Here is a 20007-nt window from a genome sequence, read left to right as displayed (position 1 = left end):
AGATTTTAGAAGGTTACATTCACACCAAAGTTATATGTCTTCATTTGCGGGTAATAGCGCACTCCGCTAGAGTTGCTTTCCGGGTCAACATTCTTCATCAATCCATCACGATTAGTGAAAGTCAGCAGATTGTTGCAGTTGATGTAAAAACGTACCCGGTCGATAGCTGCTTTCTTCGTCAATGCTTTAGGCAGTGTGTACCCTAGCTCCAATGTTTTCAGACGCAGATAACTTGCATTGTGCAGTGACCATGAATTACCGGAACGATTATCCGCAACACCCGCCACACGAGCGGCAGGCATATACCCGGAAATCCACTTACTATAAGGATCGGTCGGGTCTTCCCGATGCCAACGGTCGGTCATGATGGCCAGTCCATTACCCAAACCCTGCTGGATAAATGGGTCCAGAATATCCCCACTGACATAAATATCATGACCTGCTGCCCCCTGAAAGAATACCGTCAGGTCGAATCCTTTATATTCTCCGGACATATTCAATCCATAATACATACGTGGAGTAGCACCATGTCCGAGTGGCTGCGTATCGTTATCATCAATAATGCCATCCCCATTATAGTCTTCAAATTTCAGATCACCTGGCATTAATGAACGGTTACCGTCTTTATCCTGAACCGGTGAATTCAAGATTTCCTCGAAACTGGAGAACTGTCCGATAACTTTCTTTCCCCAACGAATATCTTTATAACGACCGTTCGTGTTATTACGCCAATCATCATACATATTGGTAGAAGCAGCTCTCTCTACATAATCATACTTAATCCGGGTAGTAGAGAAATTAGCCGACACATTATAATTGAAGTTACCAATCCGGTTCTTATGTCCAACTACAATCTCAAATCCCGTATTAATATCAGAATTCAGATTCTCCTGCGGCATTGATTCTCCGAAAATAGTAGGTAATGATCCTACACGAGTAGCAGGAAGTCCCGAACGGTTTCTACGGAACCAATCGAATTCTACGGAAATCAATCCTCTATGATAAGAGGCTTCAAAGCCAATATTCATAATCTTTGATTCATACCAGGTCAGCCACGGATTGGCCATACCTACCGTAGTCATACCGGAAGTCACTCCGTTGCTGCCCATTATATAGCTTCCATGAGATGTATATCCATCCAGATATTGAAAAGCGTCGAAGTCTCCTTCATCTCCCACTTTGGCATACGAAGCACGGATTTTCAGGTTGTCCATATCAGGCAACAGTTTCTTGAAAAAGGCCTCTTCGGAAACACGCCACCCTAAAGACACACCTGGAAAAAATCCCCAACGATTACCTTCACGGAATTTATAGGTTCCATCGTAGCGGAAATTGAACTCAACAAGATAGCGATTGGAAAAATCATAATTCAAACGCCCCACCAGACCGGCATGTGCCGTTTCCTGTGTTTTACCGGAGGCTTCCTGATTGGTTTTATCTCCATAATCCAAGTCAGGAATGAGTCCGATAGCAAAATCACGTGTTCCGGTCACCCAACTTCTTTTGTCATTATACATTTCCCATACCAGCATAGCACCAATATTGTGCTTCTTGGCAAACGTATTATTATAGTTCATTGAGAACTGATAAGTCGGTTTATCATAATTTTCCAGTTTCGATTCCAGATGTGCGGTATTAATCACCTTCTCTATATACTCTTCATTGGCATAATCATAAGTATATTCCGACAAATCTTTCCTCCATGTTTTCCATTCCTTATTTGTATAATCATAAGCAACCAATGCTTTTGCCATCAGTCCTTTCACCCAGGGAAGTTTCCAGGTAATAGCCAATGAGCTGTTAAATTCACGACGCAGACGATCTTCATATCCGCTGTCATCCGAACTGGATACATGTACAGGATTAGCCATATCACCTACCGCTCCCCAATAATCCGGATTATCATTGGCATACATGGAATAAGTCGGGATTGCCATTTGTGCCGAACGGAACAGATTATCGCCGTTATAAGGCTTCTTGCGATTATCAAACCGTCCGCTCAAACGCAACTCTACGTTCACCCCTTTAGCAACTTCTACACTTAGGTTTGAACGGACATTGTAACGTTGGTAGTTCCAGTCGCCCGAACGGATGATGCCGCCCTGATCCATATATCCGATAGACATATAATATTTCACCTTCTCCGTACCTCCCGTCATGCTCAAGTTATGTGAAGTTTGAGGAGCTGAGCTACGCATGGTTTCATTCCACCAATCCGTACCTGCCGTACCGTTCCGGTAAGCTTCCAGCTGCTCCTGCGAGTAAGCAGAAGCTCCGCGCCACGGATTCGCATTATGAATCGCTTCATTGTAAAGTGAAGCATACTCATAGGCATTCATCATTTCCGGATAGCGGGTCACTTTCTGAAAACCTACGTAACCATTATATTCTATCTTTGCCTTTTGCTCCGTTCCTTTTTTAGTAGTCACCAATAAAACTCCATTAGAACCTTTAAAACCGTAAACAGCTGCGGCAGCATCCTTCAGTATGGAAATTGATTCGATGTCATTCGGGTCTAGTTGGGCATAATCACGCTCGATACCATCCACAATCACCAACATACTTCCATATCCGCGAATATCAACAGAAGCTCCGTCATCGCCAGGACTACCACTACGTTGCACGGCACGCAGCCCCGGCAAACGTCCGGCAAGCATATTTGTCACACTAGGAGCTTTTACCTCCATCAACTTATCCGAAGAGATGGCAGCTACCGATCCAGTCACAGAAGCTTTCTTCTGAATACCATAACCTACTACTACCACTTCATCCAACGTTTCCGTATCTTCCTGCAAAGTTACTTTCAATCCGGCTTGTCCGTTTACTTTCACTTCAGCCGTTTTATATCCGATATAGGATATTTGCAACACTCCGTTAGCCGGAACTGACAAAGTGAACTTACCATCCAAATCAGTAATCGTTCCTATACCGGTACTCCCCTTCAACTGTACCGAAGCTCCGATAACAGGTTCTCCATTGGCATCAACCACCACACCCTTGACCGAGATATTCCGTACCGTCTGTTCAACATCTGATATCAAAGGATTTTTTGCATATACCGTGAAAGGTAGACACAAGAACGTCCCTGCCATTAAAGCTGAAACAGTAGCTATCTTCAGCCGGTCATTGAACGACTTTGAGACAACCGTGTTCATTTTACAACCATGTTTCATAGATTAAATTAGTTATGTGTTTTGAGTTTTAAATCCATATTATTATCACATATCGCTACTGCAACCTGCGAATCAGCGCAGCCATAATAGAGATATAGTTTATTTTTGAAGTAAGCCAATCCTTCTATAAATACTGTTCCGTCTTTATATTGACCACTCTTCTCAAAAGCAGCCTCAGGCACAAAGAATGGTTTATCCAAACGACCCAGTACTTGATAAGGATCATCGGCATCGAACAAAAACTGCCCTGCACAATAAGCTCCAGCCGGATATTCCGAATCTCTTTCTTCTTTATATCCGTTCTTACCATTATACAGTAGGACAATACCATCTGTTGTTTTTATGGCAGGAGGACCACACTCTGTCAAACGACTATCAAAATAGCCGCTGCGGGGTTTGGCAATTTCTCTCAATTCATTATTCTCGTTCAATACCGGTGTCCAATCTGTCAGGTTGTCGGAAGTTGCTGCACATACGGCATTTTCCCCCCAATACATAAAATATTTGCCATTCACTTTCTCAATGACAAGTTTTCCATCCTTCACCCCGGTAACAATAGAAGCAGATTTGCTCGCTATATTGGCAAAACGTCCGTTATACGCTTTTGCAAAAGCAAGTCCATGCTTTGTCCAGTTCTTCAGGTCGGTGGAAGTAGCAACTGCCAAACGGGGGAGATGACGATTCCAAGCTGTATAGAGCATTACATATAATCCATCCTCCGTCATTGCCACACGCGGGTCTTCGCAACCTCCTTCCCATTCTATTTCTTTATAATCGTCTTCGGAAGGGAATAATACAGGGGCATCCGATTGTTTCATCGTCACTCCATCCGTACTTTCTGCATAGCCAATGCGGGATGTTCTCTTTCCTATACCTTGCGCTGAATTATCTTCTGCCCGATAGAGTACTACAATCTTTCCATCTTTAACGGTGGCTGCCGGATTGAAAGTATCACTCTCCTCCCATTTTACCAACTGCTTGCGCATCGGGCATTGAAAAGTAGTCGGTTGTGGAGAAATCACCGGATTCACTCCTTCCGGACGAACGAAAGGACCTATTATCCAATGCTCGTTCTGCTCTTCAACAACAGCAGATGTTTGCTTCTGACCCAAGCATCCGGCAAGTGTCATCATACTAATTAAATAGATTACAGATTTTAGTTTTATCATACGTCATTTTTTTTAGTTTTTCCGAATCAGTCGTTCCTTGTTTTTCTGTCAGCAAAACTACCCTCGCTCCACAAAAATTGAGTGTACTATATTCTCAAAAGGGTATATAGGTGCTGTACAACATAATAATTCATTCGTTTGCAACGACGATTTAACGATTTTGAAATATTAGCGAATAGCTTGATTCTGTCTGATGATGTTCCGGGCTAATGGATAGGCAATCAACTGCAAAGCTCCCACTAGGATCAATGCGTACTTCAATGCAAAATCCTGTGATATGACAAATGCGAGTACCATAAAAAGTATTAGTCCGAAAGCACGTCCCAGAAATAGTCCGAACTCATGGCTTAAAATATAGGTATATTCATTTCTTTTTTCGATTTTTACTACTGCATCGATGGTTTGCATCATAATAGGGTAATAAGGCAAGTCAAACAATGGCTGAAAGATCACCTTACAGAGGACAAAGATAATCACTCCGGTGGCTGAAAACAAGATTCCGTTGAACAGAGTACCGATAAAAAAGACAAGTAGCCCGGCTATAAATACCTTCGACCGGTCTTCAGGTTTGGTTATTCGTCCCAATACATAAACCAAAACAGCTGTCAGTGTACCACTGATTCCCTGTATTAAACCCAATACGCCTTCATCACCTACTAACTTCAGAACCAGAATAGCAGGAGCGGTCACCAAAAATCCCTGTACCATTCCTTTCAGGGAAGCCAGCAACAACATTTTTTTCCAAAGTGTGCAAAACCGGAAATACAGAAAATTCTTCTGCACCGGATTGGCGAACTTACCACGCCATAAAACGGCTACAGCAAACAGGGTCACTATGACTACTCCAACCGTCACCAACCGATAGGCTCCATTAATATCAATCAGGCATCCCATTATTTCCCTGCCATCTATCTGACTGATAAATGCTCCAATCAATAAAGGTACAGTAATCGAAGTAATGGAAAAGAAAAAAGACTCCAGCCCGAAGAAGTAGTTACGACTATCATCTGTCGTGTTATTCAGAGTCAGCAGATAGCGATTGGTCCAGAAGAAGCCCGATGCAGCTCCAAGTACAAATCCGGCTATACCCAATTCCACAAAGCCTAATGACTTTACCAACATCATGGCAAACATCGACAATCCACTAACTAATATCCCTCCTGCATACAGCATCTTCACACTCACATGTCGTAACAAGAAACCATTCACAAATGAGGTAGTGATGATACCAATGTACATGAAAAGCTGATAAAAAGCCACCGAAACCGGTTCACTGGTATGGCGCATCACATAAGCGCCCACGAAAATCTCAACTACAGGAAGCACCAGCGCATAAAGAAGATTAGTCATCAGCAAGACCCGTACATTAGAAGTTTGCTGTTTGAAGAACTGATACTCTCTTTTTAGTTTATTCATTATCTATCTTATTTATATTACGACTTTAATGAACGGAGAATCTCTGCAATAGACAACTCTGCCCCACAGATTACTTCATCACTGGCACCATAATAAAGCGTTATCTTATCTCCCTCTACCAAATGTCCGTTGGTGAAAACTACATTCCCGAAAAATCCGGTTTGTTCGTAAGGAGCAACAGGCTCCATGATAGGTTCTTTACTTCGGGCAATTACCTTTGAAGGATCATTTAAATCAAGTAGAAGAGCTCCCAGACAATAACGGTTTTGATAGTCCGCACCATGATAAATTTCCAACCACCCTTCCTCTGTACAAATAGGTGCCGCTCCTGCACCCACGCGGGCACAGTCCCAACTATCAGGACGGGTAGTTGCAATGCAACAGTGGTTGCCCCAATACAGTCGGTCGGGTGATTCGGCAAGCCAAATATAGTTGCCACCCAACTCTGGGCTACTCGGACGATGCAGTGCAAGATATTTTCCGTTCACTTTCTCTTCAAACAGCGCGCAATCTTTATTATGAGGAGGGAAAATCATGCCATAACGAGTATAGTTTTTCCAGTCATAAGTATGAATCAGCCCTACACCAACAGCTACAGAAGAGACTTCCGTAAACGTAAGATAATAACCATCGGCAGTAGTGGCCACCCGGCAATCTTCAATGCCAAAAGCCTCTAATGCTCCTTTACCAAAAATAGGAGGATAATCCGGCTCTTCCTTGAAGTGAATTCCGTCTTCACTCGATACCAGTCGGAGATAAGACATGGTAGTCAGATAATTCTGCCCTGCATATCCTATCACACGAGGATCAGAAGCATCCAGTTTCGGGTCATTCTCATCGAAAGAGAGCACTTCTATTTTTCCATCTTTATTATATACGGGAAAACTAATAACTCCCTGTTTCTGCACAGGCCGTTCGGCCACTCGCAGTAATAACCAAATTTTTCCGTCGAAACGGAACACGCCGGGATTCAGGAAACAGGTGATTTCCATACCTTCTATTCCCGGTTGTAAGTCGGAGGGTTTCAACAATGGGTTTTGATGAAATCGTTTTGCAATATCCATTTTCAGATTATTAAATATGTGTTGTTTTTATTTCTGGTGACAAAGCTACCCTGCACAACAACGGAAAAGGTGTACTATATTCTCAAAAGGGTATACAGGTGTTGTACAGCATATTTTTATCTTTGTTTTCTTATTTTTCCTCTCTATCTTTGCGACATGATTCTACGAAAACACTCATATTTCCGCTACATCTGCATCCTTATTTATTCATGCCTGATGCCTGTTTTATTACATTCCCAGAATGTAGTGAAACAGATTTCGAATGCAGACGGGTTATCCAATAATTCAGTGAATTGTTTTCTGGAAGATTCGGAACATACTCTCTGGGTAGGAACATGGGACGGGCTGAATGCCTACAACGGACGTAGCTTTAAAACCTATTCTTATAATAAAAAAAATGCAGGATCTATCAGTAATAATGTAATCTGGCAAATTATCGAGCAAAATGACTCTGTCTTGTGGGTATCTACCGACTATGGTGTCAACCGGTGGAAACGTTCCACACAGCAATTTACTCCTTATTATTTAGGTACGCAGAACAATCCGCCCAAACAAGAGAAATCATTCCTGCTGGGTATCACTTCCGGCAAATACATTATCTGCTATGTGAAGGAACAAGGTTTATTCTATTTTGACGACCGGAAACAGGACTTTGTTCCATTGAAGAATAATCTTCCTGATGACATCAAAAATTTCGTTATTGATTCCAAAGACCAAGTATTCTTCCTCACAGGACATGGACAATTATTACATTATCAACTATCTGTCCATAGCTCTAATCCAGAACTCTCGTTCAAAAAAGAAATCAAACAACCTGCTTCCATTTCCGGCATTTATCTTTCTCAAGATTATCTTATCATTAACGATGACCGGGCATTAACTGTTTCTTTGGACAACCGCATACTGAATAGCATAGATATTCCAGAAAATAAAACGGTTTCGCAAGTTATCTGCCACAAAGAGTATCTTCTCATCAGCTTTATCGAAGGGGGATGTATCAGGTATAATCTGGAAGATAATGCTTCAATGGAATTACCTCAATTACCAGCGAAAGCATCCATTTTCACCATCTACATCGGTTCGCAGAATATACTCTGGGTAGGCACCGACGGGCAAGGAGTATTGGAAGTCTATGAACACAGTTCTCCATTCCACACCGTAAAAACTGATTATCCCGTACGTTGTTTTTGCGAAGAAGATAATGGTAATATACTCGTGGGAACCAAAGGAGAAGGAATTCTGCTGCTTGACAAACAGGAACGGCAGGTCGAACCTTATCTGTCAACCGGCAACGGATTGATTTCCAATTCTGTCTATACTATCCGAAAAAATATGTCCGGAGACATATTTATCGGAACCGAGGGAACGGGCATCAATTATATTCCACTTAATAGCAGTCAGGTAAAGAAGTTAAGCATTCCTGCTGAATATCCGACTTTCAAAGCTGTATACAGCATTCTGTTCACTCATAACGACTCACTATTATGGTTGGGCACTTCCGGTTATGGACTTATCAAACTAACCTTGCAAAGGGAAGGAAAAAGTTATAAAGTGACAGAAATGAAACAATATAAATCTCCCGGACCTTCCTCACCAAGTAATAACATCATTTATTCGGTCATTGCCGGGTATAATGAAAATGAACTTTGGCTAGGCACACGAGGCGGCGGAATCAATAAGTTCGATATCGCATCCGAATGCTTCCAACAAATTCATGAGATAGACTCTACTTTATCCCTAACCAACAATGATATACTCTATCTGACCAAAGGAGATTCTGCCAGCATTTGGATAGGCACCAGTTACGGCCTCAATCGATTATTTCCGGCAGACATTCCGCCATCTATTATGGAATATACGGATCACAACGGACTACCCAACAATACGATTCACGGTATTCTGAAAGATGAAAACGGTAATATCTGGGCAAGTACCAATCAAGGTATCTCTTTTATTAATCTATCTTCGGGAAAGATTACTAACTATTCTTCCAGAAACGGATTACAAAATGATGAATTTTCCGATGGAGCGATTTTTAAGGATAAAGCAGGATGGTTGTATTTCGGAGGAGTCAGTGGGCTGAATTATTTCGATGAGAACAAAATACGTTTACGGGACCATATTGCTACTCTAAGTTTGAATAGTCTAAAAATTAATAATACCAGCCAAAACATTTACGAGCGTATTTTTAATCATACGCTCCGGCTCGACTATGACGAACCTTACATTACATTAGGGTTCACAGCACACGACTTTATCAACAACGAGAACTGCGAATTTAGTTATCGGATTATTGACTTCGCCGATGAATGGATTTACAACGAAAACAACCCCAATATCGTCATCACCAAACTTCCTCCGGGGAAATATAAATTGGAAGTAAAATGTACCAATGGTGACCGTGTATGGAGCAATCAGATCTACTCTCTTCATCTGGATGTCGCTTATCCCTGGTGGCTAAGTACTACTGCCTTTATTATCTATTTTATTTTAATTGCTATTGCTATTTATATAACACAGTCCGTCATCAAGAATCGTATCCGACTGAATCGCCAGATTTTACTAGAACATATTGAAAAGCAAAATCAACAACGTATTCATGAATCGAAGTTGAACTTCTTTACGAACGTGGCACATGAGTTCTTCACTCCGCTAACACTGATATATGGTCCGGCACAGCATCTGCTGGAAAAAGCAGACCTTGACAGTTATACGAAAAGGTATATCTACATCATCAAGAACAATGCCGACCGGATGCAGAAACTCATCAACGAACTAATGGAGTTTCGGAAAGCAGAATCGGGACATACGGCTATCTATGCAGAGAAAGTAGATATCCAGCTACTCGTTGATTATGTGTCAGACAACTATACTGAAATTGCTGAAGAGAATAAAATAGACTTTAGTTTCAAAAGTAAAGAAGTGTCATCTTTTACTACAGACCGGAATGCACTGGAGAAAATTATATTCAACTTATTATCTAACGCCTTCAAGTATACACCGTCCGGAGGATATATCCGGGCTGAAATAAGACAGAATGCCACTACCGGAACATTACATTTCCGTATACGCAACTCTGGTAAGGGATTGACTGAAAAGCAAACGAGCGAAATATTCAGTCGCTTTAAGATTTTCGAGAGCAGTAACCTGAAGCACGCCGGAAGTACCGGAGTGGGTCTGAACCTAACCAAAAGCCTAACTGAATTATTAGGTGGAGAAATCACTATAGAAAGTACTTTGGGAGAATATGTAGAATTCAATGTATCCCTGCCTCCTATGCACGTGAATTCCGAAAAAGAAAGTCAGCCTACAGAAGAAGAGACAGAGATCAGTGAAATGCTTTTCATTCCTAAGCAGAAAGAAATTACCATACTGATTGTAGAAGACGAAAAGAATATCCGGGAACTGTTGAAAGATATTCTGCTTCCCTACTATCAGGTTCGCGAAGCTGCCGATGGAGAAGAGGCGCTGAAAGAAGTAGAACAAAAGCAACCGGACATCATTATCAGTGATGTGTTAATGCCCAAACTAGATGGCATTACACTAACAGATATATTGAAGTCTAATGAACGGACAGCGCATATTCCGGTTATTCATATTTCTGCCAAAAACTCTATTGAAGACCAGATCAATGCCTATAATCACGGAACAGATTTGTATATCCCTAAACCTTTCCATCCAAGACATGTGTTGAGTGCGGTAGAGAATATGATTAATAAATACTCTCTGATGAAAGAGTATTTCAAATCCGGCCGTTCCTCTCTTATTGTAAGGGATGGGATCACCATGCACAAAGAGGATGAATTATTACTGAACAAGATTATCAAGTTCATTGAAGATAATATCGACGATGAATCCATAAATCCGGATTCTCTTGCAGACTTTATAGGAGTAAGTAAAGCAGGATTGTACCGCAAACTCAAAGAATTGACTGAAAAAACACCAAGCGAGTTTGTCCGTACCATTCGTTTAGAGTATGCCGCTAGCCTGCTAAAAACAACTAAGCTCACCGTCACCGAAATTATGTATAAATCAGGCTTCTCGAACAAGTCTTATTTCTACCGGGAGTTTGCGAAATTGTACAATACATCTCCCAAAGAATACAGAAGCGAACAAACAGAAGAAAAAGATACTAAATAACCATTTAACAATAAAAAGACAATGAGAAAACTTTTGATTGTATTGACGCTCTGTGGTGTGTCAATACTGAATGCGCAGCAACTAAATGTAGCCTCCTACAACGTACGAAACAGTAATCCCAACGATGCCAAAGCGGGAAATGGCTGGGAACAACGCTGCCCGGTACTTACCCAGTTAATCACTTTCCATGACTTCGATATTTTTGGAGCACAGGAAGTGAAACATAATCAACTGGAAGACATGCTCAACGCTCTGCCTGCGTACAACTACATAGGTGTAGGACGGGATGACGGCAAGACAAAAGGAGAATATGCTCCTATTTTCTATCGGAAAGATAAATTCAAGCTACTCAAGTCCGGCAACTTCTGGTTGTCGGAAGACACTACAAAGCCAAATAAAGGATGGGATGCTGCTTATACCCGCATCTGCACGTGGGGAGAATTCAAAGACAAAACCGATAAGTTCAAATTCTGGTTCTTTAATCTGCACATGGATCATATCGGAGTGGTAGCCCGCCGAGAAAGTGCCAAACTGGTTATTAGCAAAATTAAGGAAATGTGCGGCAAAGATCCCGTTATACTGACAGGTGATTTCAATGTAGACCAAACCAGTGAAAGTTATCAGGTTCTTCATGAATCCGGAATATTATCAGATTCTTACGAGGTAGCTCAAATGAGATATGCGACTAATGGGACATGTACAGGCTGGAATCCGAATACATATACTCCGAACCGTATTGACCATATCTTCGTAACCCCCAATTTTACTGTAGAGAAATACGGTGTATTAACAGATACTTATCGCACCAAGAACGAAACTACTGGAAAGTATGAATCTCATATTCCTTCGGATCATTTCCCGGTAAAAGCAGTTCTGAAATTTCAGAAAAAACACTAATTAGAAAAAATCGTGAATGGTAGAAGTGTTTTACCCGCCCCTCTCAAACGTTTTTTTCTCCGGTCCTACTCCCGTCACTGTCACCTTTTTCCAATGTTTGGGCAATACGGAAGAAACCTGTACAATACCCTCATCCGTAATCTGTAAGCCGCAGAATCCATTGATTACCGCTTGAAGCAGCCCGCCTGCACCGGTAGCAAAATAGGGGTTATTGCTGGTTGCTGTTTCGGCTATCACACCGAAAGGTGCGCGTAAGTTGGGCTCATAGCAACGACGAAACATCTCATAAGCCTTCTTCGCATCTCCCATTCGGGCATATTGCACACAAAATACGGAGTAGGACATGGCAGGACCATCTTTCGGATCAATCCGGTCGGTATAATATTCCATATCCTTTTCCCAGATTTTCGGGTCTGTGATGATTCCCAGCGGATAGGCTAACAGGTTAGCATCGGATTGTTTTATCATCTCTCCGTTATAAGTGGCATGTTCACGTGTCACTCCGTTGGCAAAAGAAAGAATACGGATATTCTTCCCGACTTCTCTCCATTGGTCGGGTATCAGGTATCCACAAGTCTCAGCTGCCTTACAAGCATATTCCAAAGCACGAATGGCAGCACCATTGGTGAAAGCATTATCATCGACCCCAATAGCGTACTCATCGGCTCCCACCACGCTGCGAATGGAATAAGAACCATCCTCATTCCGTTCGGCACGACTTACCCAAAAATCGGCAACTGCTTTCATCAGTGGATAACCGTGAGAACGCAGCCAATGCAGGTCATGAGTGACACAATAATAGTTCCAACAGGCAATAGCAATATCTGCTGTAATGTGATGTTCGAGAGGTCCGGTCAAGGCAAAAGTCGGAGTAGATTCTTCACCAGCATCGTCACTTTCCCAAGGAAACATGGCACCCCGGTAACCATGAGTGATAGCACGTTTGCAAGCAGCTGCAAGACGGTTGGTACGGTAGTTCACCATAGATTCGGCAATGCCTTGATTGAGCAATAATATAGGAGGATACATCCAAAGTTCCGTATCCCAAAAGATATGCCCGTTGTACCCCTGTGAAGATAACCCCATGGGAGAAATGCTCAATCCGGTACCCTCCCTTCCGAAAGAATAGAGGTTGAACAGGGCGAAACGCACTGCACGTTGAGCATCATCATCACCCTCAATACGAATATCACCTTGCCAGAGTTCATTCCATAGTCGGCAATGGAAAGCCATCAGACGGTCGGCACCCTCGTGGATAGCGTAAGTGATTTGACGTTCAGACTCATTGTAAGGATCTACGAAGTCACGCTTGGAACAGATGGCACCTGCCAATGCAAAAGAATAGGTTTCTCCTTTTTTCAGAGATACGGTAAAAGATAATTGCTTGGAAGTTTCATCGTATGTCGGAGCAAAATTCTTACGGTCTTGAAATAAGAAAGCGGAAGAAGCAGCGACTTCTACTTGCCGGTGTCTGGAAAGGGCACTGGTTTGAAACACATCCATACGGAGGTTCGATTCAAATAGAGTGCGAAAACGGGATTCGGGATTGACATATTCATCGGGAACATCCATCCGGTTCATGACTTTCATAGTCAGTGATGAGAGGGCTTTTACCTCCACGCGGATCAATCCTGCATAAGGCATATTACGCAAGGCACAGATACTATAGGTGACTTTCGCTTTTTTATCTGCCAGAAAAGAAGTATTGTGGGTAGCTTCTTTCATATCAATCGTTTGCTTCCAGTCAGACAGACCATTTGCATCAATCTTCTTTCCGTCCAGCTCCAATGTCAACAGAAAAGGATTGATTCCTTTCAGTACCCGGCTCACGCCTTTAGGACCGTCTGTATCGAATACATGATTGAGAATAACATGTTGAATGGAAAAAGGCTCTTTCCAGGGGAGAAGGCCAATGCCACCATTAGCCATAGGAGCTCCTACGTAATCAGCATGAATATCTGAAGTATGGAGTTGCCACAAGTCTTTCTCGGAAGTAACGGCACGCATGGCCGTAAAAGAGCTTATCAATACCAGAATCAGTAAATTTAGTTTTCTCATGTTTTTCTATGTTGATTTACCACATTAAATACGGGGTAAAGATAAGAATAACTATTTGAAAATAATCATAATCTGCTCATCAATACCCTTATCAGGCATTCGCACACTACATACACCGGTTTCTTTATCCCAATTCCATAATACAGATTCCGTGTCATTCTCTAAATTATCTTCCAAGCGTTCCGTCTTAACTTTCTTTATTTTCTTTCCTTTGGCAGTTACCTCTGTCGGAGCTTTCGCAGAATAAATACGGAATAATAGATTTCTCGGACTGGGGACAGTGTAACCTTTTCCTTCACGGGCAGAAACTATCAGTTCATATCCATTTGCCAAAGTATTACAAACAATCGGTGTTTTGACAAATTCATCGCGCTGATATCCTAAGTCTTCTCCTTCATCTTCATAGAGAGTAAAGGTAGCCTGTGCACCCTCCTGTGCAGGGAAAACTTCAAAAGTTAGTGGATATACCGGTTTCTCATGGGTGTAATTCATCACCGGCATGGTGGGGATGATAGAACCTTGCTTCACAAACATAGGAACGGAAGACAAGGGAGCGTCAACCGTAGTCCATTGCTCTCCGGTGTAAACCGTCTTCTTGTTATTATAGTCAATCCATGTACCTTCGGGCAGATAGACATTTTTGGTACGAGCGCCTTTCTTCACCACAGGGGCTACCAGTAATTCACGGCCGAACATAAATTGGGCATCCGTAGAAAATGTTTCCATATCCATTGGGTATTCGAGAAACAGAGGGCGCATGATAGGCAATCCTGTATCATAAGCTTCGCGAGCATAAGTATAGATATAGGGCAATAAACGATATTTCAGCTCGATAGCTGCCTTTGCGTTCTTTTCTGCTTCGGGACCGAAAAGCCACGGTTCCACCGGATTATCTCCCTCGTGGTGAATACGGCTCAAAGGATTGAATGCCCCGAACTGTATCCAACGGGTATAGAGTTCGGCCATAGCCGGATAATCTTCAATATCTCCACAGTAACCGGTAATGTCACAGGAAGAAAACGGTATCAGTCCTAAACCGGCGGAAAGCATTACGGGAATCTGATTGGCTAACTGTCCCCAGCCTTGCAACACATCATCTCCGTTCCCGCTATCACCTGTCCAACCGAACGTATAGCGTTGCAGCCCTGCATAAGCAGCACGAGTCATTTGGAACACACGACGGTCCGGATTCCTCTTTTCAAATTGTTCTTTCACCACTTTATCCCAAGTCAATCCATAGACATTATGGATTTCATCGTGCATACCCAGATAGTGTTTCATGACGAGACGTTCCGTCTGCTCTTCGTTACTCCAGGCAGGTTCGCCCATGTCCGTCCAGAAGCCGGAGATACCGTCGTCAATCGGTTTCTGCTGATAGGTTCCCCACCAGTCGGCTACGGCAGGCAAAGTGAAATCCACCACTCCACAGTTACCACCCCAAGGCCAGGGCATATCGTAGCTTTTACCGTTCGTACTGTCCTTTACAAAATAACCCAAACGATCTGCTTCTTCCCATTGCTTTTTGTTGGCTTGTGCAATTACCGGATCTTGAGATACTACTACCTTAAAACCCATCCCTTTCAAATCCGAAAGCATCTTCTTCGGATTCTCATAGTTTCCTTTGCGCCATTCGAAATCCTGCAGATATTCCGTCCAGCCGATATCCTGATAGATAATATCACAAGGAATTCCACGTTTCCGGTAACCCTCGGCTATTTCGCGACTTAGCTTTTCGCTTGTCAGCAGACCACGGCATTGAGCAAAACCCAGCGCCCATTTCGGCGGCATAATAGATTTTCCCGTCAGTCCGACGTATTGGCCGATAATTTCCTTATAGTCCTTGCCGAAGATAAAATAGTAGATCATTTCACCGTTCGGAGCTTCAAAGCTGTAATAGTCGCGACTTTCCGTACCGAACTTGAATTCCGTTTTGTACGTATTATCAAGAAAAATACCATACCGATAACTGCTCATAAAGAAAGGAATACTCTTATAGAGCGGATCTTCCACTATACTGTAACAGGGTTTGTCACTATTCCACATCTTATAAGATTCGCCACGACGGTCCATCTTTCCTGTCTTTTCTCCCAGTCCGAAAAAATGTTCGTCACGACGGAGCACTTTATATTCCGTCTTCTTTGTTCCTTCACTCACATGCCCCTTGTCGGCATAATCACTAAACAGGAGTTTCTGATACTTATCAAATATCTGAAGACTCAACGGAGACTTATTTACCCGAATACGCAATTTCGGAGTAAAGATCTCATAACAGGCTGCCTGTTCGTCCACATGGACGGTTCCTACATCTTCCAACTCTTCATTAATCACTGCAAAAGAGGCATTCTTCCGTTGCAGCTGTCCATCGGGCGAAAACCAAACTTTGACTACCGAAGGGCTACAAAGCTGTAACTGCAACGCAGCACTGTCCGTCAGGTGAAAAGTCACCTGACGCCCTTGTTGTGTAAAAGAAGTGCATACCTTTGCGTTATCTGTAGCACAAAGCACAGAGATAGGTAACAAACAAGCTATCATCCATCCTATTATTCTATTCATATTCGCACTATCCTCTTATTTATTCCGTATCTATCAGCCTCATTCATACTCTATTACCAACATTGTCCAATATTTCAATGACGGAAGTATTACCTTTATCTCATTTCCTTCCTGAACGAAATCAAGCTCTTGAGAGACTCCGAAACGTGCATCCGGAGAGGCTGCCCAAACTGTTTTTACCGTCCCCTTTACGCTTACCTTTGTTTGAGCCGACTCGATCAAAGAGGGCTCGGCCTGCGTTCCATTAGAATCACACCAATCCAAATGTACAGCATTGGCATAATTAAGGAAGTGAATCACGTCCCTACAATCAAAGCGTTTCCCGATAGTGGCAATCTGATTACGGACAGGGGGCCATTGATTGACGGTCATCTTCCCATCTATAGAAGAAGCTGTAACTCCATAAAACTTTCCACCATCACGTAAGAGATTCTCATACCCGGTGATAAAATCATAATAAGTCACCATTGCTTTCTTCAGTTCCCCTTTCATTGCCAAGTTGCTGTTAGGGAAATACTCGGTAGTCAACATATGTTCTCCTAATTCCAGATGCGCACCACCCCATGCATGGATAGCGGCATTTGCCATTAATACACCAGGGGTATTGAAATAGCCACGCCCTTCACCGCCAAGCTTATAATTCATATAAGCAGCCAATACAGTTTTCTTTCCGTTCGACCATCGGTCATTGTTTGTGATAATATTTGAAAGGACGCTAAAGCCGTTATCGGTCGGCTTTTCCCACACTTCAGTATAAAGGAAATCTACCGGAGAGTTCGCAATCAAGTTTTCTTGACCATATTGTCCCACAGCATTCATCACCAACGACTTTTCCGGTTGAGCCTCTTTCATCGCCTTTATAAATACCGGGAAAGTAGCTGCGAGATCAACAGAGTTTCCATTATAATCATATAATTCTCCCCGACCACCTAACTGGTCAATCTGATAGCCGTCAAAATCAAAAACTTCATATACGTCGTTATTCTGCTGAGCCATATAGTCTCTCCATTCCTGCAATGCCGGATTCGTCAGATAGATATTACTTTTGAAAGGAGAACCTAGCGGATGATAATCCTTGTTTCCGTGCTTCTTGTCCTTAAACAGATACCAAGTTTCTTTCACGCCATCATCGGCCGCATCGCTCAAAGCTCCATAAGCAAGATTGTAGAAAAGAGATTTCATACCCCGTTTATGACTGGCATCAATATATCCCTGTACGGTAGAACGGTAACAATCACGGTTGATAATATCTTTCCATACATCCATCGGAGCAGAAGGCGAACCTGCTAATGGCTTATGGTGTTTGTAATGCCAGTCCTGATACTGCACATAGTTGATATGATGACGATTCAGGTTATCCATTACCTTGTTAATCTCCTTTTCGCTCATTTTGCCATATTCGGAGAGAAATCCGTTGCGCGGAAAACGTGCAGGGTCGGAAGACACATCAACGGCAACACTGCTCAAAATGACCTCTTCACCATTCTCTACTGTATATAAGTCGACCATATAACCTTTAAAGTCATCTGCCAGCGGATTCCAACTCCATGACTTTCCGGTGAGGGGAGTTTCGGAAAGCACCTTATTGAGATGCTTATAGCGAATGGTCACCTGCCCTTCGGGAAGATTGTTCAAAGAAAGTTGTACCGGTTCTCCCGGCTGATAGGCGGCTTTGTCAGTAGACAACAATACGGTGATATACCCGTCACCATAAGTAATAGGATTGTGCGAAGGCTCATCGTCAATACAACCGGCCAATGAAAAAGTCAGAACACAAACCATTATATATTTCGTTAATTTCATAATTCAATCTGTATTAATCGTTATTGCTTTTGAAAATGAATTTCCTTTTTGTAGGTGTTGATGGTAATCTTAAAGATTCCGGGATTATTCATATACCATTTATTATCACCTTTCTCGGAACGAAGATAACATGAATCCATAAATTCATCATACACTCCTTTGTTATCTACTTCTGGGACGAAAAATAAGCCATTATAATCACCGAATTGGAGTGGGAACTTTATTTGTCCCGTTCCCAATTCTCCTTCATATACAAACTCATTCTTATTAGAACTGCTTTGAGTCAGCTCTTTCACTTTATCCCAAGCAAAGTCACCAGATATAGCTTGTCCCATTGCCCAGACTTTTTCGTAAACTACAATTTGTTCCATAGCCAAATCCTGGCTACCGGCATCAAATGTTATAGCATATTTACTCTGATACGTTTGTTTCTCTTCCGTCACTGCTTCAATCCCCTCTTTGTCTCTCGAAATCCGGAAAGTACCGTCCTGCAATTCTCCATTATAAGTAAAAACATCAGGATTTGAAACATCTTTCGACATGGCTATCGGTGTATCTCCCGCTGCAGTTCCAATCATCCAGAACTCGCTATTATCCGGTTCTTCACCGTCTAAATTAGTAAATTCAATATCCAATGTACTTAGATTTAGTTTTATCCGGTAATTAGCTCCACGCTTGATATTGAACTTATTTTCATCCCCATCATGTTCTCCTTCATTTATAAGAATCAATTTATTTTCAGCATTTCCGTCTTTACCAAACGAAGGATAAAAATTACTCTGTTGGGTCACAAATTTAAGTTGTCCTGTTTTAAGTTCTCCTTCCCAAACAAAGCCATTCCGTTCATCAGCTATCGGAGTCATCTTCGTTGCATCGTCCAATGACCATTCGCCCGAAGTAGCTGTACCAATCATCCAAAGATTAGGATAAACCATCTCTCCGCCCAAATCCGTAATTTCAATATCCAAAGTACTCAAATTCAGTTTTATCCGATAGTTACCCGGAGCACTTATCATAAACGTCTCATCCGGTTCGTCATAACTTTCCCTATATACAAGTTTATTCTCATCTTCACCATCCTTATTAAAAGAAGGGACAAAAGAAGTTTTCTGTAAGACGAATTTCAGTTCTCCTGAAAGAAGCACGCCTTCCCAAACAAATCCGTTCGGTTCATCCTCAATTGATTCCATCGGAGTAGCATTATCCAGACTCCATCCGCCTACAGTTGCTCCACCAATCATCCACAGATTCAGATAACGTTCTATATAAGGTGTCAGTTTGAATGTAACGACAGGAGAAACCTGAGTAAACTCTTCATGCCCCAACACAGCAGCAGTCACACGAGCTTCAAACTCCAATGTTTCATCCAAAGAACTATTCCACACTTCTGCCAACAAGTCATTCATCTCTTTATGGTTAAATGCCAGAATACGGGAATCCGTTGCACCCATATCCTTTTTCAGTCCTCCTGCGAAATTGTTACCTTTCAAATCCATTTCAAGAACATAGCTGATACGGGAATCTGTTCCATAGTTACTACCAGCAGTCCAAGCAAAATGAAAAGCTTCCCTATCACTCATCAACTGGTCCAGTTCCACTACTTCGGACGATACAGACAATACCAAAGACTCACTTCCTTTATCTGCCTCCATCTCATCAGAGGTACACGAATTAAATACAAAGCCTGCCAATAAAGCCGTCAGAACAATATATATCTTTGTTTTCATAATCTTT

10 protein-coding genes are annotated in these 20007 nt (G+C 42.3%); 2 read left to right on the top strand and 8 right to left on the bottom strand.

The features are described from left to right. Positions 1-5 precede the first annotated feature (5 nt). The 4 genes from ACNOGP_RS04520 to ACNOGP_RS04505 all read right to left on the bottom strand — a co-directional run bounded on the left by ACNOGP_RS04520 (position 6) and on the right by ACNOGP_RS04505 (position 6822). On the bottom strand, positions 6-3173 hold the full coding sequence (locus tag ACNOGP_RS04520) for a SusC/RagA family TonB-linked outer membrane protein (RefSeq protein WP_418214183.1): 3168 nt from the start codon (positions 3171-3173) through the stop codon (positions 6-8). An 8-nt stretch (positions 3174-3181) separates the two neighbouring features. Then, entirely contained in the window at positions 3182-4342 is a 1161-nt protein-coding gene (locus ACNOGP_RS04515) for a glycoside hydrolase family 130 protein (protein WP_122136005.1), read from the bottom strand. Positions 4343-4510: 168 nt separating this feature from the next. Next, complete coding sequence (locus tag ACNOGP_RS04510; RefSeq protein WP_195532165.1) at positions 4511-5758, bottom strand: MFS transporter; 1248 nt, start codon at positions 5756-5758, stop codon at positions 4511-4513. Between the two features lie 17 nt (positions 5759-5775). Then, positions 5776-6822 carry a glycoside hydrolase family 130 protein gene (locus tag ACNOGP_RS04505; RefSeq protein ID WP_418214182.1) on the bottom strand — a complete coding sequence of 349 codons (1047 nt, stop codon included), beginning with the start codon at positions 6820-6822 and terminating at the stop codon, positions 5776-5778. 156 nt (positions 6823-6978) lie between these two features. On the opposite strand from ACNOGP_RS04505, the gene ACNOGP_RS04500 reads away from it, so the two are divergent. Together ACNOGP_RS04500 and ACNOGP_RS04495 are read left to right on the top strand one after the other, a co-directional pair. Beyond that, positions 6979-10962, top strand: a complete 3984-nt coding sequence (locus tag ACNOGP_RS04500) for a response regulator (RefSeq protein WP_418214181.1) — start codon at positions 6979-6981, stop codon at positions 10960-10962. A gap of 21 nt (positions 10963-10983) precedes the next feature. Next, positions 10984-11859: an endonuclease/exonuclease/phosphatase family protein gene (locus ACNOGP_RS04495; RefSeq protein WP_418214180.1), complete on the top strand. Its 876-nt coding sequence runs from the start codon at positions 10984-10986 to the stop codon at positions 11857-11859. Positions 11860-11889: 30 nt separating this feature from the next. Here ACNOGP_RS04495 and ACNOGP_RS04490 read toward each other — a convergent pair whose 3' ends face one another. Genes ACNOGP_RS04490 through ACNOGP_RS04475 form a run of 4 tightly spaced genes read right to left on the bottom strand, consistent with a single transcriptional unit; the run spans position 11890 to position 20000 of the window. Further along, positions 11890-13917: a glycoside hydrolase family 65 protein gene (locus tag ACNOGP_RS04490; protein ID WP_418214179.1), complete on the bottom strand. Its 2028-nt coding sequence runs from the start codon at positions 13915-13917 to the stop codon at positions 11890-11892. 51 nt (positions 13918-13968) lie between these two features. Beyond that, positions 13969-16449, bottom strand: a complete 2481-nt coding sequence (locus tag ACNOGP_RS04485; protein ID WP_418214736.1) for a glycoside hydrolase family 31 protein — start codon at positions 16447-16449, stop codon at positions 13969-13971. Between the two features lie 60 nt (positions 16450-16509). Beyond that, on the bottom strand, positions 16510-18273 hold the full coding sequence (locus tag ACNOGP_RS04480) for a glycoside hydrolase family 66 protein (RefSeq protein ID WP_418214178.1): 1764 nt from the start codon (positions 18271-18273) through the stop codon (positions 16510-16512). Between the two features lie 20 nt (positions 18274-18293). Next, on the bottom strand, positions 18294-20000 hold the full coding sequence (locus tag ACNOGP_RS04475) for a SusF/SusE family outer membrane protein (protein ID WP_418214177.1): 1707 nt from the start codon (positions 19998-20000) through the stop codon (positions 18294-18296). Positions 20001-20007 lie beyond the last annotated feature (7 nt).

Origin of the sequence: Bacteroides difficilis (assembly GCF_048319815.1) — a bacterium.
GTDB classification, from domain to species: domain Bacteria; phylum Bacteroidota; class Bacteroidia; order Bacteroidales; family Bacteroidaceae; genus Bacteroides; species Bacteroides zhangwenhongii.
This window is presented reverse-complemented; position numbering and strand designations above follow the sequence as displayed.

Excerpts from the sequence above, each read along its gene's own strand:
- ACNOGP_RS04510 (WP_195532165.1), bottom strand. The coding sequence starts at position 5,758 with ATGAATAAACTAAAAAGAGAGTATCAGTTCTTCAAACAGCAAACTTCT.
- ACNOGP_RS04515 (WP_122136005.1), bottom strand. The coding sequence starts at position 4,342 with ATGATAAAACTAAAATCTGTAATCTATTTAATTAGTATGATGACACTT.
- ACNOGP_RS04500 (WP_418214181.1), top strand. The coding sequence starts at position 6,979 with ATGATTCTACGAAAACACTCATATTTCCGCTACATCTGCATCCTTATT.
- ACNOGP_RS04495 (WP_418214180.1), top strand. The coding sequence starts at position 10,984 with ATGAGAAAACTTTTGATTGTATTGACGCTCTGTGGTGTGTCAATACTG.
- ACNOGP_RS04520 (WP_418214183.1), bottom strand. The coding sequence starts at position 3,173 with ATGAAACATGGTTGTAAAATGAACACGGTTGTCTCAAAGTCGTTCAAT.
- ACNOGP_RS04505 (WP_418214182.1), bottom strand. The coding sequence starts at position 6,822 with ATGGATATTGCAAAACGATTTCATCAAAACCCATTGTTGAAACCCTCC.
- ACNOGP_RS04475 (WP_418214177.1), bottom strand. The coding sequence starts at position 20,000 with ATGAAAACAAAGATATATATTGTTCTGACGGCTTTATTGGCAGGCTTT.
- ACNOGP_RS04480 (WP_418214178.1), bottom strand. The coding sequence starts at position 18,273 with ATGAAATTAACGAAATATATAATGGTTTGTGTTCTGACTTTTTCATTG.
- ACNOGP_RS04490 (WP_418214179.1), bottom strand. The coding sequence starts at position 13,917 with ATGAGAAAACTAAATTTACTGATTCTGGTATTGATAAGCTCTTTTACG.
- ACNOGP_RS04485 (WP_418214736.1), bottom strand. The coding sequence starts at position 16,449 with ATGATAGCTTGTTTGTTACCTATCTCTGTGCTTTGTGCTACAGATAAC.